Origin of the sequence: Corallococcus sp. AB038B (assembly GCF_003668955.1) — a bacterium.
GTDB lineage: Bacteria > Myxococcota > Myxococcia > Myxococcales > Myxococcaceae > Corallococcus > Corallococcus exiguus.
The window spans coordinates 280,484-302,912 of sequence record NZ_RAWO01000013.1; the positions used below are offsets into that span (position 1 = coordinate 280,484).

Consider the following 22,429-nt stretch of genomic DNA (forward strand, 5'->3'; position numbering starts at 1 on the left):
CACCACCTCGTGGCCAACGGCCCCTCGCGCCTCCCAGGCCCGAGGGGCCTTCTTGTTCACGGCGGATCGATCACAACCGCCAGCGCTGGGGAACGGGCTCCCGAGCCAGCCCCAGGCTCCTGCGATTGACCAGGCGATTGCGCGGATCCACCGCGACCTGCTGGACCTTCCACGGCAACCCCTCCACCGTGAGTCCCGCCGTCGCGGACTCCGGCTCCAGACCGTAGGAGACCGTGACCCGCCGCCGCTCCTCCGGCGCCGAGCCCTGGAGCTCCAGCTCCACCTCGCAGGGATACACCTTCCCGGTCTCCGTCCGCTGCGTCACCGTCAACATCAACGACTCCCCCTGGAGCCACTCCACCTGGAAGTACGGCCAGTCCGGCTCCCCTTCCCCATCCACCCAGGTGTCGAAGTAGCGCCGCAGGATCCGCCCCGAAGCGCCTTCGAGCGACTGGCGCAAATCCTCGATGCTCTGGATGCCCGGCTCAGCCAGGAACGCCTGGAGCCCCGTCAGCACCTGCTCGCGACCCAGCAGGGATTCCAGTTGCACCAGGAGGATCAGCGGGCCCGTACCGTAGATGTCATTCACGAAGGAGAGGAAGGGCGGCGCGGGCGTGTCTCGTGGACGCAGATGGTAGGAGGCCGTCCGCGCCAGCCGGTCCCAGTACGCCAGCGTGACCGCGGCGTCTTCGCCTCGGTGCTCGTCCTCGAAGACATACGTGAGGTACTCCGCCACCGCTTCCTTCCACGGGTAGTCCTCCGCGCTCGCCAGCGTCGTCCGGTCACCGGCCCACTGGTGCACGATTTCATGCATCAACGTGTGCAACGTCACGTTGGCGTAGGGCCCGCCCATCCATGGCAGGTCGTCGCGCAGCACGATGTTGGCCGGGTGCTCCATGCCCAACCAGTCCGTGCGCCCGCTGGCCACGCGCAGTTCGGGGCCATAGGGCAGCGGACCGAAGCGGTCCGTCATCCACGCCAGGAACTCCGCCACCGCGCCCGCGTCAATCGCCGGCCCGAGCAGTCCCCCTGGCGGCTCATACAGCTCCACGCGCCCCACGTCCATGTCCACCAGCCGCGTGCGCTCCCACGCCGGATGCGAAGCGACCATGAAGGCGGAGTACGTGGGGGCTCGCGTCCCCAGGAGCTCGCAGCGCGTATGTGTTTCATCCCGCCGAGACAGGTTCCCCGGACACAGCACCCCGTCACCGGGCGCGTGCGTGATGTCGAAGGTGAAGTGCGCCAGCCTCCCGGGCGCCGTGTCACACGGCCCGAAGAGGTCGCAGGACTCCAACCAGCCCAGCAGATATGTGAAGGCACGGCCCTGCGCATCCATCCGCCGTGAGAACCCCACCTGCGTGTACGGCACGGTGGACTCCGGCACACGCAACCGGCTGTCGAGCCACAACGGCCCCTCCAGCGGCGCAACGCCGCAAACCTCCATCCGACCGCCCGCGAGACGGAAGCTCTCGGGAGGCGCACCGCCCCACCGCACGTCCGTCACCTCCGCGCGAGCTGGAAGGGACACGCAGCCCCGCGCGCCAGCCTCCACGTCCAACCACAGCCGGGACGACGCCTCCCCCGTGGTGAGGTCGAATGCGAAGTCGTAGCGCTCCACCGTGGACGCCAGCACCACCCCGCCCGCGTCCGGTGGCCCCAGGGGCGGATCGTCGGACTCGCAACCCGTCACGCCCAGGACGAAGCACGACAGCGTGAAGCATCGGATCCAGCTCAGGAGCACGACACGGATACGGCCCCGGGCGCCCCGTTCGGTCGTAATGAAAATGAAAGAGGGGCGGCCATCACTCCGGCCGCCCCTCCCCTATCTCAAGTCCTCACCCTACTTCGTGAAGTTGATGGGCCCCGAGGACAGCGTGGTGTTGTTCGCGCCGTCCACCGCGCGCACGCGCCACGTGTGCGAGCCCGTGGACAGACCGTTCAGCGTCGTCTGCTCCGTGCCCACGCCGTACACCTCGAACTCCCACAGCGAGTAGCCGTACGCCGTCGCGCGCTGCACGCCGCGCATGCGCACGTAGCGGCCCACGCCGGCCACCGTCCAGTCGTCGATGCCGCCGTCGCCGGTGTCCACCGTCCGCAGCGCCGTCCAGTTGGTGGATCCGTCCAGCGACGACTCCAGCACGTAGCGGCGGCCGTAGGCGGCCTCCCAGTTCAGCACGATGCGCTTGAGCGAGTAGATGGCCCCCAGGTCGACGGTGATGGACTCCGTGTCACCCGTGGTTGCCGTTCCCACGCTGGACCAGCGCGTCGCCAGGCTTCCGTCCACCGCGTCGTTCGCGCTGCCGAACTCCACGGACGTGGCGTAGGCGTTCTTCCCCCGCGCCAGGTTCGTGCCCGCCGGCACCGGCGTGCTGCGCAGGATGGAGGGGCTGCGGTCCGTGCCGTCCACGATGAGGACGTACTCCGCCACGCCCGCGCCCACGTCCGTCGTCTGCTCCCAGATGAAGCGCGTGGACGTGCCCGGCACCGACTGCCCGGCCGACGGCGACAGCGCCGCGAAGGCCGCGGGCGGCGTCGTGTCGTTCAGCGTGAAGGTGAACGTCGCGGACTGCGTGACGCCGTTCGCCCAGTTGAACGCCTTCACGAACCAGGTGTGCACCCCGTTCGCCAGCTTCAGTCCGTCCAGCGCCGCCGACGGCGTCTTGGTGATGGCCACCGGCATCGCGCCGCCGTCCAGGTACACCTCGTAACGCTGGATGCCCGTCTGCGGGTCGCTGCTGGCCGCCCAGGTGAACGCCGGACGCGTGCCGGTGATGACCAGGTTGTTTGACGGCGTCAGCAGGTTGAACGCCACCGGAGGCGTCGCGTCCGTCAGGCCGAAGCCCTGGATGCCCGCGCCGTACTGGTACAGCGGGTTGCCGTACGTGGGCGGCACCGGCTGGCCCGCCGCGATCTTCTGGCGGATGGCCGTGCGCTCCGCGTCCGTCGCGCCCAGGTCGAACGGCAGGTCCCACTTCTCCAACTGGTTGTTCTCCACGTCCGTGCCGATCTGGTTCATGCCGCGCGGCAGCTGCCAGGGCGTCTTGCCCCGAGGCAGCACGTCACCGAACAGCACGTCCGCCACCGCGTAGCCGCCCATGTCGCCGGGGCGGTACGCCAACATCAGCGCGTTGGAGAGGGGCACCACGTTCGTCAGCACGTACGGACGCGGGCTGATCAACACCACCGTCGTGGGGATGCCCCGCGACTTGAAGCTGTTGATGATGCCGTACTGGTCGCCCCACTTCGCGTCGTGGGCAGGGCCAATCGGGTCGCCCGGCAGGTACGGCTTCTCCTTGTCCCACTCCGTGCCGTGGGTGAAGTAGCTCTCGCCCACCACCACGATGGCCGCGTCCGGCGTCACGCCCGCGGGGGCGTTGTCCTTGTAGACCGTGAGCCCCGCGGCCTCCGCGCGCGCCTTCACCGCCGCGTAGATGGTCGGGTCGCCGAACTCGTTGCCGTGGAAGTCCGAACGCCAGGTCACCATGCAGGACATGTCGTCCGCGCGCGGGCCCGCGATGACCAGCTTGCCGCCCGTCGGCAGACGGATGGGCAGTGCGCCATCGTTCTTGAGCAGCGTCATGGCCTCCTGCGACGCCCGGCGCACCGCCGCCTTGCTGTCCGCGGTGTGCCACTGGGACGTGCCGGCCGGGCCCTGCTTGTACGGGTCCTCGAAGATGCCCAGGCGGAACTTCAGGTCCAGGATGCGGCGCACGGAGTCGTTGATGCGCGCGACGGGGACTTCGTTCTCGAAGTTGGCCATGGCCTGCGGCGTCGCGCCGCCCATCACGTCCGAGCCCGCCGTGGCGGAGCGCACCCACGAACCCGACGGCAGCCAGTCCGAGCAGATGACGCCGTCGTACTTCAGCTGGTTGCGCAGGTAGTTGAGGATGCCCGGGTTGTCACCCGCCCCGTAGCCCTCCGGCCCCAGCAGCCAGCTGCCCGCGTAGCCCGGCATGATGCCGCTGGTGCCCGCCTCGATGGCCGCGTGCCACGGACGCATGTGGTAGTGGATGGTGGTGCCGTCGTAGGTGATGCCCGCTTCACCACCAGCGCCCTGCCCCGGCCAGTGCTTCGTCGTCACCCAGATGGAGCTCGGATTGACTTCCGGACCGCCCTGGAGGCCCGCGATGAGCGCGCGGGTGATGCCCGCCGCCAGGTCCGCGTCCTCGCCGTTGCCTTCCTGCGTGCGCGGATACAGGACCTTGGTGTTCACCTCCGCCAGCGGCGACAGCGTGCCGCGGCTGCCAATGGCCAGCTGCTCGCGGCGCTGGATGTCACCCATCTCGTAGATGGTGTCCAGGTCGCGCGTGGCCGCCAGCGCCGGCTGCGTGGGCCAGCTCGTCTTGTAGCCGTGGATGGTGTCACCCGCGTCGATGTGCGGGATGCCCAGGCGCGTGGCCGCGGACGCCTTCTGGAACATGGGGATGTCCGTGGGCGACAGGGGCCCCATCTGGAAGCCGGCCTCCGGGTACGTCTTGGCGTCGTAGAACATCTGCAGCGCCTTCTCGCGCAGCGTCATGCGGCCCAGCAGGTCGTTCACGCGCACGGAGATGGGGTTGTGCCAGTCCTCGTACGGCTCAATCGTCCCGTTCTTGTTCAGGTCGCGAATGCCGTTGATGAGGTTGACGCCGTCCGCCTGCGTCTCCACCACCGGCAGGTACACGCTGAAGTTGCCGATGTCCGAGCGCGACGTGCTTCCACCCGACAGCGTCGCCACCACGTACCACTTGTACGTCCACCGGTCCGGAAGGTCCTCCGTGAAGGTGAAGGACGTGCCCGTCTGCGACGCCACCTGCGTGTAGCGATCCAACAGGTTGCCCGCCGCCATCCAGTCGTAGTCGTTGCGCGTGAGGTTGACGTAGACCTTGTAGTTCGTCGCACCCGTCACCGTGGCCCAGGACAGCGTGGGACGGCGGGACGCGGTGATCATCGCGTTGTTGGCCGGCGCGGACAGCCGGAACGCACCGGCGACAGGCAGCGGCGCGGGCGCCACGTACGGGTCTGGGATGATGGTGGGGTCGCGAGGATCCGTGGGGCCATTGCCCGTGGAGAAGATCTCCACGTTCCAGTCCGCGCCCTGCACCGCCAACGCCGTGACGGACTGCGCGCGCTGCTGCACGCCGTTGTAGTCCACCACCGCCAGGCGGATGTCCGTGTTGGGCTGCGTGGGAGAGAACTGGTTCTTCGACAGCGTCACCGTCGTGTTGGGCGGGAACGTGAGCTGGTAGGTGAAGGGCCCGGGCGGGTTGCGAACGGACGGCGTGGTGTTGCCCTCCTCCGGCACCGGCGTCACCGACAGCGGCGCGGGCGACACGTTGATCTTCGCGTACGCCAGCTCCGGGAAGTTCAGCTTGATGGTCTGGTTGGTGGTCTGCGTGGGCGGCGGCGTGGTGCCCCCGTTCTGGTAGACCTCGAAGGACCACAGCGAATAGCCATAACCCGTGCCGCGCTCCGTGCCGCGCATGCGGATGTAACGGTACGTGCCCGACACGGGGATCTCCCGGCGGCCAATGGCGCCGTTGGTCACCGTGTTGAGCGTCGTCCAGCTGGTGTCGTTGTTGGAGCCGTCAATCGTGTACGTCTTCCCGTACGCACCCTCCCAGTCCAGCACCACCTTGCCCACCACCTGGGACGACCCCAGGTCCACGCGGATCCATTGCGGATCCACGCCCTGCGCGGAGGCCCAGCGGGTGTTGATGTCATTGTCGAACGCGAAGCCCGGCTGGAGCCCCGCGGCGTCCGCCTCCACGCTGGACGCGGTGGCCGGACGGTTGCGCGCCAGGTCCGAGTTGGTGGGAGGCGGCGTGCCGCCCGTCTCATAGACGGCGAACTCCCACAGCGAATAGCCATACGCGGGCAGCGCGCGCGTGACGCCTTGCATGCGGACGTAGCGGCCCGTGGTGCCGGCCGGCAGGGACAGGTCGTCCGTCGCGCCATCGCCGGTATTCACCGTCAGCGCGTCGGTGAAGGTGGTGTTGTTGGTGGAGACCTGGATCTTGTAGACCGTGGCGTAGGCCGGCTCCCAGGTGAGCACCACGCGCGAGATGGTGCGCGTCTGGCCCAGGTCCACGGTGATCCATTCGTTCGCCGTGAAGCCGCTGGCCCAGCGGGTGCCACCGTCGCCATCCACCGCGTACTGGCCCAGGAATGGAGCCTCCGCGGAGGAGGTATAGGTGGTCTTGTTCAGCGCGACGTTCGTCTGCGCGTGGGCGTCGGACGCGCCCAGGAGGGACACCACCATGAGCACCGCGGCGAAGGCCTGTAATAACCAGACACGCGGTGCATCACGAAGACATGGGCTTGCGCCCCTGCTTGACAATTGCGGCAAGGATTCAGACATTGGGGGATGACTCCTTGGGTAGGAACAGCAACTGCGTCCCTGCCCTGGCGACACCGCACGCGGGGGCGTGGCGGCGGCGTCAAGACAAGGCTCGGGCGTTCCGGCTGTCACACGGCGACAGCCGGCCCGCCCTTCCTGGCACTGCGTTCCTGCCTAGTCCGCGGTGAAGTACAGGTTGTCGAGCAGGAGTGACTGACCGGTCGTTCCACCTTCGGCCGCGAAGGTGAACGGTGACGACACATCGTTGAGCTTCAGGCCCGCCGCGACGAAGTCCGCCACGGGGATGGCCAGGTGGTGCCACTCGCCGTCGTTCGCCCAGCCGTATTTGGTGACGGTGAGCGGGTTGCCCTTCTCAGCCGTGCCCGTACCACTGGTCATGCCGATCTTCACGTTGGCGAAGGCGGCGTCGGACGACTTCATGCTGACGTGGAGCGTCTTCCACGCATCGAAGTTGTGCGTCTGCTTCCAGTGCACACCGAAGCCCATCCACGGCTTGCCGTTCTGGACGATGCGGTCGGCGGACTTGCCCTCGATGTGGTCGGGGTCCGACTCCACATAGACGGTGTTGTCGTAGAGGTAGAAGTTGGAGTCGATGTTGTCGAGGATGATCTCCTGCGAGCGGCCCGTCTCGTAGAAGATGCCCACCATCAGACGGGCCTTGCCGGCCTCGAAGGGGAACGGCCCCGGCAGCATGTCCGAGGGCTGCGTCCCGCCGTCGGGGTTCTGGTCGTCCGGCAGCTCCTGGCCTGAGTAGTCCGCCGGGCCCGGATCCGGGCGGCAGGCGGCGAGCAGCAGCAACAGGCCCCACACTGGCTTCTTCATGGCTTCACCGCCCGGTCCGCACCACTGGAGGTCTTCACCATCACCCAGCCACCAGAAACGGTGCCGCCCAGCTCGACGACGCCCTTGTACGCGGGCGTCACCAGGTCGTAGGCCACCGTGCCGGACGCGTCGTACGTCACCGCGTCCGGGAAGTTGTCGAGCACGGACTGGTAAGCCTTCACCGCCATCTCGCGCGTCTGCGCCAGGCTGCCCTGGTCCGCCAGGCCCCGCTGGTAGATGGCGGCCAGGTTGAGGGCCACGTAGTACTGCGCTTCACCGTACGGCCCGTTCGCGAGCACCGTGGCCCACGAGTAGTAGGCCGCCACGGGGTCCGCTCCGGACTGGATCTGCCACTTCGTCTCCGTGCCCACCCCGGACAGCGCGAAGGGGTTGTTCGGGTCATCCAGCACGGAGGTGTTCGGGTAGATGCCCATCGCCGGGTCGGTGACCGTGAAGGTCATGTCGTCCAGCGACTTGCCGTAGATGATGGTCGGGTCTTCGTAGCAGCCGGACAGCGCGGCCACGGCGGCGGCCAGCAGGAAACCAGTCCTCATGTTGCGTGTCCCCTCAGAGAGAAAGGATGGCATACGCGCCCACCTCGTATTCGCGACCCTTCAGGCCCTCGGTGATGCCCCGATCGTTGAGGCCCTCCGAGTACTCATCCAGCATGCGCACCAGCCCACGCAGACCGAAGCGCGTGGACACCGCGCCCAGCACCGGCTTCTTCAAGCCGTAGGACAGGTCCCCGCCCAGCTGCACCGGGTAGGTGAGGTTGAAGACGCGGTGGTAGTCGTACGGACCCCAGTCGTTGAAGCGCAGCTGGGCCGCGAGCAGCAGCGTGTCGAAGAGCGCGGAGCCGTCCAGGCCGAAGCGGTGGATCTGCCGGTTGTCCTCGCCGGAGGACTGCTGGCTGCCCACGTACGCCGTGCCGTACAGGCGCAGGCGCTGCGTGGGGTTGCCCACCAGGCGCAGGGACGTCTCCCACTCATCGCGGGCCACCGGCGCGCTGCCGAAGGCGATGGTGCTGCCGTCCGCGAGGATGGCGATGCCCGCGTCGCGCGACGTGGGCTGGTGCCGGTAGACGATGTCCAGGCCCGCGGCGAACGGCGCGTCCTCGCGCATGTCGCGGTCCCACGACCAGAACCAGGTGCCCGGCGTCGGGTCGAAGGTGATGAGCAGCTCGCCGCCCAGCGTCTCGCGGTTGTCCAGCACGCTGAACGAGTCCACCAGCACGCTGCGCGGACGCACGCCCGCGTAGTACATGCCGGTGCCAGGGTCGTACGCGTCCGAGATGGTGGGGTTCGGCCCGATGAGGGGCCTCTGGTACAGGACGTTGGGTGACACCTGGATGGAGCCGAACTGCAACGCCGCGCCCAGCTGGCCCGCGTAGTGGTTGCCGCGGCCGCTCTCGCGCAGGCTCCAGCCGGTGATGATGTTGCCCTGCTCCGGCCCGCTGTCCGCGACGAGGCCGCGGAAGGAGGACTGCACCAGCCAGCGCACCGGACCCATGTCGTAGGTGAGCCGCGCCTTGGCACCCAGCGTGTCCAGGAACTGCACCTTGTCCTGGAGCACGTCGTAGCCGCTGTTGAGGTAGCTGGGGCCGCCTTCCGGGGCGGCGCGCGTATAGGTGAACGTCTCGCCAATGCGCTGGGGCGCGGAGAGCAGACCGCCCACGTCCAGCACCAGCTTGCCGGTGGCGTACTGGAAGTTGAGCGCCGTCCTGCGCGCGATGCGCTCGCGCACCACGGAGGCCGTGGACGACGACGAGCCCTGCGCCAGGTCTTCCTGGTGCACCAGCGTCACGTTCACCGGGCCCACGTTGTTGCGGTACTTCGCCACCACGGAGGGGTTGGCGCCCCAGTACAGCTCCGGCCCAACGGCGACCTTCAACCCATCCATGGCCTTCTTGCCGCTGAACACCACGCCGAAGGGCGCGTTGCCGTGGTAGATGTCCAGGTTCGGCCCGTAGTTGGCCTCGCGGTAGAGGTTGAAGAAGTCACCCTCCTCGCCCCAGTGGTAGTGGCCGGTGCGGTAGTAGCCTTCCAGCGCGAAGTCCGAGCGGTCGAACTTGAACTCCGCCTGATACAGGGCGAAGCGATCCAACGCGGACTGCTCGCGCGCCGGGGCGCCGGGACCCACCGGGATGTCTCCAGAGGTCGGCGTGGAGGGCGTGCCGCGGTTCTCGTAGAACAGGTTGTTGAGCCGGTTCTGCGCCACGTTGCCCACGACGTTGAACGACGCGCGGCCGTAGACGCCGCTGGCCGGCTGCAATGCCAGGTCGAAGAAGATGGATTCGGTGTGGTCCGCGGAGCTCTGGTTGGGCCGCACCGTCGCGATGCTTCCGCGCGACAGCGAGCTGTCCAGGAGCAGCCGCAGGTTGGACACCCGCACCGCGCTGAGTTCTTCCGTGCGCGCAAGGGCCACCGATGAGGTGTAGCCGCTGGTGAGCGCGGACGGACGGATGCCCGCGAAGTAGTCGCGGATGGAGTCCGGGTTGGTCGTGGATGCGTACGGGTCCAGGCGGAACACGGCCTGGAGGACGTAGTAGGCGGTGCGCGGCTGGATGCCGCTGATGCCGTTGGAGTCCGGCGGGCCCAGGGCCGCGATGCCGAACCACTCCTCGTTCATGTTGTTCTGGCCGGGAACGAAGTCCGCCTGGTAGCCGCCGTTGGGCCACGTCGCGGTGGTGTCGTGGATGGACAGGTTGGATTCCTGGCCGTGCTTCCACCAGCCGTCCACCCACTGGAACACGAAGCCGCCAATGGCCGTGCCTGACTGGCCCTGGCCGTAGCCCTCCAGGTAGATCTGCTCCCACTGCGTGCGCAGGTACTCCGCCTGCGCCACGTGGTCCTCGCGGCCCGCGCGAGCGTCATAGGCGTCCGCGCCGAACTCGCTGAAGAACACCGGCTTGTTGAGCTTGGCCTTCACCTCCGCGAACAGGTCGCGCGCGGTGGGGCCTCGGTAGACGTTCGTGCCCAGCACATCCAGGTCCTGGCAGTGCTTGGCGATGAGGTCGATGTACTGGAGGTCGCCGTTGGCGATGGACACGGGGTGGCTCGTGTCGCGCTTCTTCACCGTGCGGGCCGCCTCGCCATAGAGCGAATAGAGCGACTCCGCGCGGGCGGCGTCCTCGTGGCCCGGCAGGGCTTCGATCTCGAACGACGTCCAGTGCAGGCCGTAGTTGTTCTCGTTGCCCAACAGCCACATCAGCACGCCGGGCACGTCGCGGTAGAGTTCCACCTTCTCCGCCAACGCGCCGAGGATGGCCTTGCGGTGGTCCGGGTTCGAGTAGTCGATGTTGACGACCATGACCCCGTTCACCGGGTGGCCATAGCGTCCCATCAGCGGGTTGAGCAGCGTGTAGATGCCGTAGTTCCGGTAGATGTACTCAACCCAGACAGGCGGGATGTCGTCGAACTGGCGAATGGCGTTGAAGCCCGCGTCGCGGAGCATCCCCATCTCTTTCGCCAGCACCTGCTTGATGAAGTCCTCCGGCTGCATCCAGAGCGAGTACCGGTAGTTCTCACCGATGGGCGTGTAGCCCCAGTTCACGCCATGGACGGGGAAGTCCTTCCCGTCCACCTGGAGCTTGAAGCCGCGCTCGTCTTGGATGACTCGCGTCACCGTCGTGCGCTTCGCGTCCGAAGACACGACGGCCGGCGGGGCCGGAGCCGCCGGAGCAGCGATGGGGGCATCCGCGGGCGCGGGCGCCTGCGGCTCGGGCGTCGCCTGCCCAGGCACGGGCGCGGCGGCATCCACGGGGCCGGCGGAGGGCGGCTGCGCGGCGGGCGGCGACTGAAGGGGCGAGCCCGCACCGGACACCTGGGCCCAGGCCTGGGTGCCACCGCACAACGCCAGACACGTCGTCAGGAAGAGCCTTTTCAAGCGGCCTGCTCCACGTCCAGGCCGTTCTGGGCCACGACGTCGCGATAGAGATGGGCGCTGTCCTTCGGGATGCGCTGCTGGGTGGCGTAGTCCACCCACACCAGGCCGAAGCGCTTGGTGTACCCGTAGGCCCACTCGAAGTTGTCCAGCAGCGACCACGCGAAGTAACCCGCCAGCTTCACGCCCTGAGCGATGGCGTCACTGCACGCCGCCAGGTGCCCGCGCAGGTACTCCACGCGCTGCACGTCGTGCACTCGGCCGTCCGCGCTGGGGGTGGTGGAGTACGCGCAGCCGTTCTCCGTGATGTAGATGGGGCCCGGCTTGTATTCCTTTTCCAGGTGCACCAGCAGGCGCGTGAGGGAAGCCGGGCACACCTCCCAGTCCATGTCCGTCTTGTCCGGGCGCACGAACACGGTGCGGGGCGCGTTCTGCTCTTCCGGGATGCGGTTGCTGCGCAGGACGGCGCGCGAATAGAAGTTCACGCCCAGGAAGTCGGTGGGCGCGGCGATGGTCTCCAGGTCGCCGGGCTGGATGAAGTCCAGGTTCGGGGACGCGATGCGGCCCGCCTTCACGTGGTCTTCAATCACATCCTGCGGATAGCCCCGGCCGTAGAGCGGCTCCAGGAACCAGCGGTTGAAGCCGCCGTCGAAGTCGCGGGTCGCGTCCGCGTCCTCCGGGCTGGGCGACGCGGGCTCGCCCGGCGTGAGGTTGAGGGTGATGCCCACCTCCGCGTTCTTCACGTTGGCGCGCAGCACCTTCACCGCGTTGCCGTGCGACACGAGCAGCGTGTGCGCCGCGGCCAGCATCTTGGACCAGTCCTTGTGACCCGGTGCGTGCTCGCCGTTGGCGTAGCCCAGGTAGCTGATGCACCAGGGCTCGTTGTGGGTGATCCAGCGATTCACGCGGTCGCCCAGGGCGCGGCTGATGACGTCCGCGTACTCCACGAAGGCGTCACCGGTGGCGCGCGCGGGCCAGCCGCCCTGGTCCTCCAGCACCTGCGGCAGGTCCCAGTGGTAGAGCGTGACGAAGGGCTCGATGCCCGCGCCCAGCAGCGAGTCGACGAGGCGCGAGTAGAAGTCCACGCCCGCCGCGTTCACCCGGCCGCGGCCCTCCGGGAGGATGCGCGGCCACGCGATGGAGAAGCGGTAGGACTTCAGCCCCATCCAGCGCATCAGTTCGATGTCCTCCGGCCAGCGGCGGTAGTGCTCACAGGCCACCGAGCCGTCGGACTTGTCTTGGATCTTCCCCGGGGTGGCGGCGAAGCGGTCCCAGATGGACTCGCCCCGGCCGTCCACTCGGGTGGCGCCCTCAATCTGATACGCGGAGGTGGCCACTCCCCAGAGGAAGTCAGGAGGAAACTGACGCATCGGCGGTAACTCCTTTCGGAACTTCAAGGTGGCAGCGGACGAGGTGATTCGCGGCCGGCAGGACGTCGGGAGGCGTGAGGGTGGAGCAGCGAGGCTCGGACACCGGGCAACGCGGAGCGAAGGGACAGCCCACGAGCGGCGGCGACCCCGTGGCGGGGCGCACCGGCAGCGCGGCCTGGAGGAAGTCGTCTCCATCAGGCACCGCGGACAGCAGCAGCTTCGTGTACGGGTGGCGCGGCTGGCGCAGCACTTCATCCGCCCTGCCCGCTTCCACCACGGTGCCCGCGTAGAGCACGAGGATGCGGTCGGCCAGGTGGCGCGCGCTCGCCAGGTCGTGGGTGATGAACAGGATGCCGATGCCGCGCTCCTGCGTGAGGCCGCGAAGCAGCTGCAGCACGCCCTTGCGCGTGGACACGTCCAGCATGGACGTGGGCTCGTCCGCGATGATGACCTGCGGCTCCACCGCCAGCGCGCGAGCCACCGCCACGCGCTGACGCTGGCCGCCGGACAGCTCATGCGGGTAGCGCTTCGCGAAGGCCTCCGCGGGCGTCAGGCCCACGGACTCCAGCAGCGACAACACCCGCGTGCGCAGGCCGGATTTCGGCACCCGGCCGTGGCGCACGAGCGGCCGCTCCAGGTGATACGCCACCGTGTGCACGGGGTTGAGGGATGCGAACGGATCCTGGAACACCATCTGCACCCGGCCGCGGTAGTCCAGCGACGCCTGCGCGCTGCCGTCCGCCAGCACGTCGCGCCCGGCGAGCCGCAGCTGTCCCGCGTCCGGCATGTCCAGCCGGGCCAGTAGGCGCGCCAGCGTGGACTTGCCGCTGCCGGACTCGCCCACCAGCGCGACGATCTCCCCCGGCTGGAGGGAGAAGGACACGCCCTTGAGGATGGGCTTGCGCTCGCGGGAGAAGAAGCCGCCCGCCAGGAAGCTGCGGGTGAGCCCTTCCGCCTCCAGGAGGGGCGCGCTCATCGGTGACCTCCGGTGATGGCGGCGACGCGCGTGGACGGCCGGGACACGGACAGCTCCGGCGCCTGCTGTACCGGCTGCGGCGCGGCGTCCTTCGCGGACAGGTGCGGGAACGAGGACAGCAACAGCTGCGTGTACGGGTGGCGGGCCCCGGCGCGCAGGTTGGCGGACGTGTCCACCTCCACCAGCTTGCCGCCCTGGAGCACGCCCACGCGGTCCGACAGCGCGAGCAGCAGCGGCAGGTCATGCGTGATGAAGAGCATGGCGAAGCCCAGCCGCTGCTTGAGCTCCACCATGCGCTGGAGCAGCTCCTTCTGCACCACGACGTCCAGCGCCGTGGTGGGCTCGTCCATGATGATCAGCCGGGGCTCCAGGGCCAGCGCCAGCGCGATGCCCACGCGCTGCCGCATGCCACCGGAGAGCTGGTGCGGCCACGCCGTCACCAGGTCCGGCGACAGGCCCACCATGCCCAGCAGCTCCCGCGCGCGGGCGTAGGACGTGGCGCGCGACACTCGGCCATGCGCCGCGAGCGTGTCGTGGAACTGTTCGCCCAGCGTGAGCACCGGGTTGAGCGCGCTCATGGCGCTCTGGAACACCATGGACACCTGACGCCAGCGGAACGCGCGCAGGGCCGGGCCCTCCAGCGCGGTGACGTCCATGCCGTTGAAGAGGATGCGCCCCTGCGCGACGCGCGCGGATGCAGGCAAGAGGCCCAGCAGCGCGGAGCCGATGGTGGACTTGCCGCTGCCGGACTCGCCCGCCAGGCCGAACACCTCGCCCGGCGCCACGTCGAACGACACCGAGTCCACCACGCGGGAGGCACCCTTCTCCGTCGCGTAGTCGATGCACACGTCCTGCACGCGCAGGAGCACGCCCGGCACCGGCTTCTCCAGGTGCGCGCGCGGAGCGGTGCTCGCGGGCAGCGCCGCCGGCTTGTGCACGCGCAGCGAGGGGTTGGTCAGCTCGTCGATGGCGGAGCTCAGCAGCGTGAGCGAAAAGCCCACGAGCGCGATGCACAGGCCCGTGGGGACGAAGATCCACCAGGAGCGCGTGAGCAGCGCTGCGTCGTTGCCAGCCCAGTAGAGGTTGGTGCCCCACGTCACCACGCTCACGTCGCCCAGGCCCAGGAACTCCAGGCCCACCTGCGCGCCCACGGCATAGAGCGTGTTCCCGATGAACGACGAGCCCACCAGCGACGCCATGTTGGGCAACAGCTCCCGCGACACGATGCGCGAGTGGCTCTCCCCCGTCACCACCGCCGCGGACACGAAGTCGCGCCCGCGTAGCGCCAGCGACTCCGCGCGGAACACACGCGCGTTCCAGGCCCAGCCCGCCACGGTCAGCACCGCCACCATGCGCAGCGGGCCGGACGGCAGGTACGCGCCCAGCACGATGGCCAGCGGCATGCCGGGGATCACCAGGAACACATTGGTGGTGAGCGACAGCACGTCGTCCACGCGGCGGCCCAGGTAGCCGGCGGTGATGCCCACCAGCGCGCCCACCAGCGTCACGAGCGCGCCCACCGCGAAGCCCACCGCCAACGTCTGGCGCGCGCCCACCACGGTCTGCGCGAGCACGTCCTGTCCCTGGCCGGTGGTGCCGAACCAGTGCGCCGCGTTGGGCGGCTGGTGCGGCCGGCCCACGAGGTCCGTGGGGTCCATCACGAAGAAGGGCCCCACCACCGCGAGCAGCAGGAAGAACAAGAGCAGGCCGCCGCCCACCGCCGCCTTCCGGTGGCGGGAGAGCCTTCGCAGGAAGTCACGCATGGGCGCGGGTCCTCGGATCCAACCAGAGGCAGATGAGGTCCACGGCGAAGTTCGCCGCGAGCACCGCCAGCGTGATGACCAGGAAGAGCCCCTGCATCAGCGGGTAGTCCTGGTTGCGCACGGCGAGGATGAGCAGGTAGCCCGTGCCCGGATACGAGAAGACGATCTCCGTCAGCAGCGAACCGGACAGCACGAAGCCCACCGCCATGCCGAAGCTGGTGACGTTGGGCAAAAGCGCGTTGCGAGCCGCGTAGCGCAGCATCACCTGCCGGGGCGGAAGGCCCCGCGCGTGCGCCAGGCGGATGGAGTCCGTGCCCAGCGTGGCCACCATCGTGTTGCGCATGCCCAGCATCCACCCGCCCAGCGTGGCCACCACGATGGAGGACGCGGGCAGCACCGCGTGGCGGGCCACGTCCGCGGCGAACGCGAACGACAGCCCCGGCTCCATGTCGTGCCCGTACGCGTGGCGCAGCGGGAACCACCCCAGCACGAAGCCGAAGAGGTACAGCGCAAGCATGGCCAGCCAGAAGTACGGGAAGGCCCCCAGGAACGCGAGCGCCGGAGCCAGCCCCGAGTCCAGCCACCCGCCCCGGTTCCACGCGGCGAGCACGCCCAGGAAGGACCCCAACACGAAGCTGATGATGACGGCCACGCCAGCCAGGGCCACCGTCCACATCAGGCCCGTGCCGATGACCTCCGTCACCCGCGCGGGAAAGTACGCGTACGACATGCCCAGGTCGCCCTGCACCAGGTGCTTCAGGTAGGTGAAGTACTGGGCGTAGAGCGGCGCGTCCGTGAAGCCGAAGGCTGCCTTCAGCGCGCCCATGGCCTCCGGCGCGACCTTGCCCTCGAAGCGCGCGAACATCGCCGCGGCCGGGTCGCCGGGGGCCAGGCGCGGAATCACGAAGTTGAGCGTGAGCGAGGCCCACGCGGCGATGAGGTAGAAGCCCATTCGCCGGAGGATGTAGTGGCCCATGGTCAGCGCTCCCTCGGGGACAGCTGCGTCAGCACCAGCAGGCTGTCGGGCTCCGCGTGCGGCGCGAGCCGCGCGTAGGGGTTCTGCTCGGTGGGGAAGCCCGTGAAGCGCGAGGAGTTGGACTCGCCCCAGGACGGGTTGGGGAACAGCGGGATGGCGGGCGCGGTGGCGGAGAAGCGCTGCTGCACCTGGGACATCAGCGCGTGCTGCTCCTCCGGTGTGCCGGCGCGCTCGAAGCGCACGAGCAGCTCATCCGCCTGCGCGTCGCCCATGCGGTGCCAGTTGGCCGCGGCCACCTCGCCCACCGGCCGCACCGTTCGCGGCGACAACAGCCACTTGTAGAAGTTGTACGGCGTGGGGCCGTCCAGCGACCAGGAGATGGCCAGCTGGAACTCGCCCTTCTGCAGGCGCGTGAACCAGGTGCCGAACTCGTACGTCTTGAGCGTCACGCCGATGCCCAGCTTGCGCAGGTCGCGGCCTACCACCTGCCCGGCCCGCACCCAGTCCGACCACCCGCTCACGACCTCCAGATCCAACGCGAAGGGCTGCCCGTCCTTCAGGCGCCGCATGCCGTCCGCGCCGCGCGTGAGGCCCGCCTCGTCCAGGAGCTTGTTCGCCGCGGCCAGGTCGTAGTGCGTCCACGCGTCCTTGGCGACCTCCGCGTCCTTCCAGCCGGTGTACGCGTCGTTGAGGGCGGTGGCGTCCGCGGGGCGGGTGTAGCCATACATGGCCACCTCCACCAACCGGTCGCGGTCCAGCGCCATGCTCAGCGCCTTGCGCACGCGCACGTCGTCCAGGGGCGGGCGCGTGGTGTTGGGATAGAGGAAGACGGTGCTGCCGTAGAGCGGGAACCAGCGCGCGTGGTGCGCGGGGTCTCTCGACACGAAGGTGCGGTCCACGGCCGGCACGAAGTTGCCCGCCCAGTCCACCTCCCCCTCCACGAGCGCCATGTTGGCCTGGTCGTTGGTGGGGAACGCGAGGAAGCGCAGCGCGGACACCGCGGGCTTGCCGGGCTGCCAGTAGTGCGGGTTCCTGCCCAGCTCGTAGACCTGGTTGCGGAACAGCGTCACCTGGGTGAACGGCCCGGTGGCCACCGGCTCCGGGTTGGTGAACGTCACCGGGTCCGCGACGTCCTTCCAGACGTGCTGGGGCACGATGATCTGATGCGCCAGGTCGCTGAAGCCCGGCAGGTACACGCGCGAGAAGGTGAAGGCGACGGTGCCCTTCCCTTCCGCCTTCACGTCCGTGAGGAAGCGCCACACGCCGCCCGCGTCCAGCGCCGGGTGCTGCTTGAGCAGGCCGAAGGTGTAGACGACGTCGTCCGCGGAGAAGGGCTTGCCGTCGGACCAGAGGACGCCGTCGCGCACGTTGAAGCGCAGCGTGAGCTGGTCCTCAGACCACGCGTGGCCGGTGGCCAGCCACGGCACCCACTTGCCCTGCGCGGAGCTGAAGATCTCCATGCACTCGTACACGCCCGCCCGGGTGGGCCAGCGCGCACCGGCGCCCGCGAACAGCGGGTTGAAGTTGCGTACCCACGCGCTCTGCTGCTCCACGGAGACGAAGAGCACGCCCGGCGGCCGGGGGCGCGGCTCGGACGAGCACGCCACCAGCAGCGCCAACGGCAGGAGCGCGCGGGCGAACCTCACTGCGCGACCCTTTCGTAGACGCGCACGTAGTCCACCTTCATCGTCTGCGGGAACACCGTCTTGGAGTCCGGCGGGCCCACGAACGAGCCGCCCACCGCGATGTTCAGGATGATGAAGTGCGGATGGTCGTAGACCCACTTCCGGCCGGACGGCAGGTTCTTCGGCGTCACCTCGAAGAAGACGGTGTCGTCCACGATGAAGCGCAAGAGCTCCGGCTCCCACTCCACCGCGTAGATGTGGAAGTCCTCGGCGAGCGGCGGCCCGGAGACGGCGTGCTGGCGGCCGAGGTTCGAGCCACCGGAGTAGCCCGGCCCGTGGATCGCGCTGCTGACAACGGAGGGGATCTGCCCCTTGTGCTCCATGATGTCGATCTCGCCGCAGGCCGGCCAACCGACGGAGTCCACGTCCGCGCCCAGCAGCCAGAACGCCGGCCAGATGCCCCGGCCCGTGGGCAGCTTGATGCGCGCCTCGATGCGACCGTAGGCCTTGCTGTAGCGGTTCTTCGTCGTCAGGCGCGCGGACGTGTAGTCGTTGTTTCCGTAGCGCTCCTTGCGCGCGATGATGGCCAGGTGGCCCTCGCCATCCAGCTGCGCGTTCTCCGCCCGATTGGTGTTGTACTCGTACTGGCCGTTGCCCCACCCGTCCCCGCCCACGTCCGGGACCCAGCGCTCCTTCGAGGGCAGCGAGCCCGCCGGACCGTCGAACTCGTCCTGCCAGACGACTTCCCACCCCGTGCCCGGCTGCTCCGTGACGGGCTTGGGTTGCTCGTTTTGCTTGTTATCCAGACCTGCTGCCGGATCACACGAAGCCATTCCCAGGCCCGAAAGGGCCAGGGCGAGGACAAGACGGCGCGAAGTCATGCACTTCTCCCGACGTTCTGCGTGGGAAAGAGGGAGCGGTCGCGCAGCGCCGCCTGGAGCACCAGGGTGGCCGCGCCCACGGCGATGGCCCGCTCTCCCAGCACCGACGTGACGATGCGCGTCTCCGCCATGGAGACAGACAGGGCGCGCTGCCGCACGGACGCGCGCAAGGGGTCGAGCAGCATCTCGCCCACGGAGGAGATCTCCCCGCCCAGCACGACGATGGCGGGGTTCAACAGGTTGAGCAGGCCGCCCACGGCGATGCCCAGGTAGGCGCCCATGCCGTCGATGATCTGCTTCGCGGCGGCGTCACCCGTGCGGGCGCCCTCCACCAGGTCGCGCACGGTGGGGCCCTTGCGGCCTCGGGTGCCCATGAGCTCGCGCGCGCGTTCGGTGAGCGCCGTGGAGCCAATGAGGGTGACGAGGCAGCCCCTCAGGCCGCAGACGCAGAGCGGCCCGTTGGAGTCCACCGGGATGTGGCCGATTTCACCGGCCGTTCCGCCAGCGCCCCGGTACACGTCGCCGTGGATGATGTGTCCGGCGCCGATACCGGTGGCCAGCTTGATGTACGTGAGGTCCTCGCCGCCGGAGCCCGCGCCCCAGAAGCACTCCGACAGCGCGCCAAGGTTCGCGTCGTTGTCCACGAACACCGGCATGTCGAAGGTGGTCTCGAACCACTCCTTCACATCCACGTGCTTCCACGCGGGGAGGATGAGGGGGGACATCTTGCCGGGGGCCGCCGGGTGCACGGGGCTGGGCACGGCCACCCCCATGCCGACGACGGACCGGCGCGGGACGCGCTCGGCGTCCAGGCACTCGAGGACGAGCTCCTTCGCCTTCTGCAGCGACCCTTCCGGATCACCGCGCACCGCGTGGCTCGCCTTGCTTTGCGTGCGCACGCGGCCACGGAGGTCCGTGAGGACGACGGTGACGTGGGAGGCGCCCAGTTCGACGCCCACCAGGCTGAAGGCTTCGTCGCAGAAGCCGATGAGGGTGGGACGGCGGCCCCCGCGGGAGACCCCGGCGCCAATGCTGCGCACCAGGCCCGCGTGCTCCAGGTCCGCGACGATGGCGGAGACGGTCGACGGGCTGAGCTCCGTGCGCCGGGCGATCTCCGCCCGGGAGATCTGACGCTCGCGCCAAATCATGTTGAGCAGCAGGCCGCTGTTCTGCGCGCGCATGCCCGCCGCATCGACCGTCAACACCGCCGTTCCCGCTTTCATCGTCCGCTCACGTTCCTGGTTGGGCGCACCGGGCGCTCAGATGGGGGTCACTGCCACTGGATGTCGTCGATGTAGAACACGAACGGCTCGTCGTGGCCTCCCGCGGACCATCCGAAGCCCGCCGCTACGTCGGCGTAGCGGATCTTGCTGATGTCGAGCGTGTACTTGGTGGGCGTCGTGGCCAGCACGGCGGCCGGGCTGAGCTTCTTCTCGAAGCCATCCTGGGAGTCAGGGCCGTAGCCCACGAAGAAGTCGACGGTCTCCCCGCCCTTGTCGCTCCAGGCGTAGAACGTCACGGCCTTCGCGCCGTCCGGCACCAGGAAGCCCGGCGTGTTGGACTTGCCCCAGTTGTCCTGCGGGTACTGCCAGAAGACGCCTGCCCAGTTCTTGCTCTTCTTCGTGTAGGTGAACTTGTGGCACGTCCCCAGGCCCGAGCCCGGGCGGGGCGTGGCGCAGATGGGCTCGTCCACCAGGCCGTTTTCCGAGCCGTCACCCATGTAGCCGCTGGACTGCCAGGTGCCGTCCACCGCCAGGGGCAGCGTCGTCTGGGTGCCGGCGTCGGTGGTGGTGCCGGCGTCCGTCTCCGTGCCCGCGTCGGTGGTGGTGCCCGCGTCGGTGTTCGTCCCGGCGTCCGTGTTGGTGCCCGCGTCGGTGGTGGTGCCCGCGTCGGTGTTCGTCCCGGCGTCCGTGTTGGTGCCCGCGTCAGTCTTGGTACCGGCGTCGTTCTGGGTGCCAGGCGTGGGGTCGTCCTCGGGATCACAGGCCCCCACGAGCCCCGCGAGCGCGAAAACTCCGACAGCCGTCAACGTCCACGCGAAACGCTTGTTGCGAAGCATGAATCCCCTCCGGGTTGTCTTGCTGGGATGACTTCGTTCTTACGGCGAAGAAATCAAAACCTGCTGGAATCCGTCGCCCACATGCCGCGCCGCGTCACCCATGCAGCCACACGCCAGAGGAGAAACCGCCGTCTCCCGCCGCCGGGGCCCCTGCCAACTGGAGCCGCCCCGCGTCCCCGCCCACCGCGAACATGCGAGTTCGTTCGATTGACGAAGAAATACCAGCCCCCTTTACCCATTTGCAAGCAGCCGAGAACACGCTCCGTGCGGTCAATCTGTTGATGCAGTGCGCCGTGTCGCGCCCGGCCGGAGGACGTGGGAAGCCTCCGCAGACAGGACCATCCAGTCACGATGAAAGAGCGGGCCGGATGAAGCCCTGCCTGCATCAGCCCACAACCAGGGATAGAGAGGCCGAGCAGCACCGTGCCCCAGCTAGGAGCGGGCCAGGATGACCAGCACAGGCCAGAGCAGGATCCTGCCCACGAGGAACCGACCAATGAGTGCCGGCAGCATGGTGATCGCTCCGCCCACTGCAACCGCAGACGGGAGAAGCATGAGCGCAATCATGACGGGTGATCCGCCATCACGCCCACCATCGAGCCCGCAGGATCACGTGGAAGAGCGTGAACCTGACAATTGCTTGCGGACCTGTCGCGGAAATGGCCGACCATGAGCCGGACCACGGCCAGCCGCCATTCAACTTGCGACTGCCTAGGTGAATTGCCCTAGCAGGCTGTTGAGAAACCCCTCCGAGGGATCGACACCCCGCGCCGTGGCGTGGTGTCCTCCGCGCCTCGGAGGGAGTGATGCGCGGGCGGTCCAAGCAGCAGACGACGCTGTTCAGCTTGAGGACACCAGGAGACCGGGTGCCCGCGGGACATCCGCTGCGCAGGGTGAAGGACATGGCGGACGTCGCGCTGGCGGCGCTCTCCCCGACGTTCGATGAGATGTACAGCGGCACCGGCCGGCCGAGCATCCCGCCGGAGCAGTTGCTGAAGTCCTGCCTCCTCATGGCGTTCTACTCGGTGCGAAGCGAGCGGCTCTTCTGCGAGCAGCTCGACTACAACCTCTTGTTCCGATGGTTCCTCGACATGGGGATGGAGGACGCGTCCTTCGACCACAGCACCTTCTCGCAGAACCGGGACCGACTGCTGGAGCATGACGTCGCCCGGAGATTCTTCCTGGCGGTGATGAACCAGGCGCAAAGCGCGGGGCTCACCAGCAATGAGCACTTCAGCGTGGATGGCAGCCTGATTGAAGCCTGGGCGTCCCTGAAGTCCTTCCGCCCGAAGGACGAGAAGGACGACAAGAGGGAGCCGCCCGACGACAAGGGCAACCCGACGGTGAACTTTCACGGGCAGAAGCGAGGCAACACGACGCACGCCTCGACGACGGACCCGGAGGCGCGGCTGGCGCGCAAGGGCGACGGCAAGGAGGCGCGGCTGGCCTACAGCCTCAATGGCGTCATGGAGAATCGCAACGGGCTGCTCGTGGACCTCGCGGTGATGCCAGCGGATGGCTTCGCCGAGCGCGACGCAGCCGTGATGATGCTCGAAGGGCTGAAGTCCCGGAACGAGCGCTCCTCCGTGGGCGCCGACAAGGGCTACGGTAACCGTCCGGCCAACGACGTGCCGTGAGGGATTGCCGGGGGCGCGGCGCGCAGCGGACGCTTCTGGGTATGCCGAAGCAGGTGGAGAAGCCGGAGTGGGCGCGCATCGCGGAGGCCTTTGAGGCG

The 22,429-nt window shown here is 68.8% G+C and carries 14 protein-coding genes; 1 reads left to right on the forward strand and 13 read right to left on the reverse strand.

Going from position 1 to position 22,429, the window contains the following annotated elements:
* Positions 1 to 70: 70 nt before the first annotated feature.
* The 13 genes from D7Y04_RS35550 to D7Y04_RS35610 form a co-directional block, all read right to left on the reverse strand.
* On the reverse strand, positions 71 to 1,741 hold the full coding sequence (locus tag D7Y04_RS35550) for a M1 family aminopeptidase (RefSeq protein WP_121762197.1): 1,671 nt from the start codon (positions 1,739 to 1,741) through the stop codon (positions 71 to 73).
* Between the two features lie 99 nt (positions 1,742 to 1,840).
* Positions 1,841 to 6,241: a discoidin domain-containing protein gene (locus tag D7Y04_RS35555; protein WP_233601727.1), complete on the reverse strand. Its 4,401-nt coding sequence runs from the start codon at positions 6,239 to 6,241 to the stop codon at positions 1,841 to 1,843.
* 252 nt (positions 6,242 to 6,493) lie between these two features.
* Positions 6,494 to 7,162, reverse strand: a complete 669-nt coding sequence (locus D7Y04_RS35560) for a putative glycoside hydrolase (RefSeq protein ID WP_120596127.1) — start codon at positions 7,160 to 7,162, stop codon at positions 6,494 to 6,496.
* Positions 7,159 to 7,716, reverse strand: coding sequence for a hypothetical protein (locus D7Y04_RS35565; RefSeq protein WP_171808096.1), 558 nt, complete (start codon positions 7,714 to 7,716; stop codon positions 7,159 to 7,161). Before D7Y04_RS35565 ends, D7Y04_RS35560 begins: the two co-directional genes overlap by 4 nt.
* A gap of 13 nt (positions 7,717 to 7,729) precedes the next feature.
* On the reverse strand, positions 7,730 to 11,047 hold the full coding sequence (locus D7Y04_RS35570; RefSeq protein ID WP_120596125.1) for a glycoside hydrolase family 2 TIM barrel-domain containing protein: 3,318 nt from the start codon (positions 11,045 to 11,047) through the stop codon (positions 7,730 to 7,732).
* A complete protein-coding gene (locus D7Y04_RS35575) occupies positions 11,044 to 12,414 on the reverse strand; it encodes a GH1 family beta-glucosidase (protein WP_120596124.1) in 1,371 nt (456 codons plus the stop codon). The genes D7Y04_RS35570 and D7Y04_RS35575 overlap by 4 nt, the downstream gene beginning before the upstream one ends.
* On the reverse strand, positions 12,395 to 13,390 hold the full coding sequence (locus D7Y04_RS35580) for an ABC transporter ATP-binding protein (RefSeq protein WP_120596123.1): 996 nt from the start codon (positions 13,388 to 13,390) through the stop codon (positions 12,395 to 12,397). The genes D7Y04_RS35575 and D7Y04_RS35580 overlap by 20 nt, the downstream gene beginning before the upstream one ends.
* The gene (locus D7Y04_RS35585) at positions 13,387 to 15,153 is read right to left on the reverse strand and encodes a dipeptide/oligopeptide/nickel ABC transporter permease/ATP-binding protein (RefSeq protein WP_121762199.1); all 1,767 of its coding nucleotides are present in this window, start codon (positions 15,151 to 15,153) and stop codon (positions 13,387 to 13,389) included. Before D7Y04_RS35585 ends, D7Y04_RS35580 begins: the two co-directional genes overlap by 4 nt.
* Entirely contained in the window at positions 15,146 to 16,129 is a 984-nt protein-coding gene (locus tag D7Y04_RS35590) for an ABC transporter permease (protein ID WP_120596121.1), read from the reverse strand. The genes D7Y04_RS35585 and D7Y04_RS35590 overlap by 8 nt, the downstream gene beginning before the upstream one ends.
* Before the next feature lie 2 nt (positions 16,130 to 16,131).
* Positions 16,132 to 17,775: an ABC transporter substrate-binding protein gene (locus tag D7Y04_RS35595; protein ID WP_121762200.1), complete on the reverse strand. Its 1,644-nt coding sequence runs from the start codon at positions 17,773 to 17,775 to the stop codon at positions 16,132 to 16,134.
* The gene (locus tag D7Y04_RS35600) at positions 17,772 to 18,635 is read right to left on the reverse strand and encodes a family 16 glycosylhydrolase (RefSeq protein WP_121762201.1); all 864 of its coding nucleotides are present in this window, start codon (positions 18,633 to 18,635) and stop codon (positions 17,772 to 17,774) included. The genes D7Y04_RS35595 and D7Y04_RS35600 overlap by 4 nt, the downstream gene beginning before the upstream one ends.
* Complete coding sequence (locus tag D7Y04_RS35605) at positions 18,632 to 19,858, reverse strand: ROK family transcriptional regulator (protein WP_121762202.1); 1,227 nt, start codon at positions 19,856 to 19,858, stop codon at positions 18,632 to 18,634. The genes D7Y04_RS35600 and D7Y04_RS35605 overlap by 4 nt, the downstream gene beginning before the upstream one ends.
* A 47-nt stretch (positions 19,859 to 19,905) precedes the next feature.
* Positions 19,906 to 20,694: a hypothetical protein gene (locus tag D7Y04_RS35610; protein WP_121762203.1), complete on the reverse strand. Its 789-nt coding sequence runs from the start codon at positions 20,692 to 20,694 to the stop codon at positions 19,906 to 19,908.
* Positions 20,695 to 21,500: 806 nt separating this feature from the next.
* On the opposite strand from D7Y04_RS35610, the gene D7Y04_RS35615 reads away from it, so the two are divergent.
* Positions 21,501 to 22,331: an IS5 family transposase gene (locus tag D7Y04_RS35615; protein WP_233601728.1), complete on the forward strand. Its 831-nt coding sequence runs from the start codon at positions 21,501 to 21,503 to the stop codon at positions 22,329 to 22,331.
* The last annotated feature ends 98 nt before the right edge of the window (positions 22,332 to 22,429 follow it).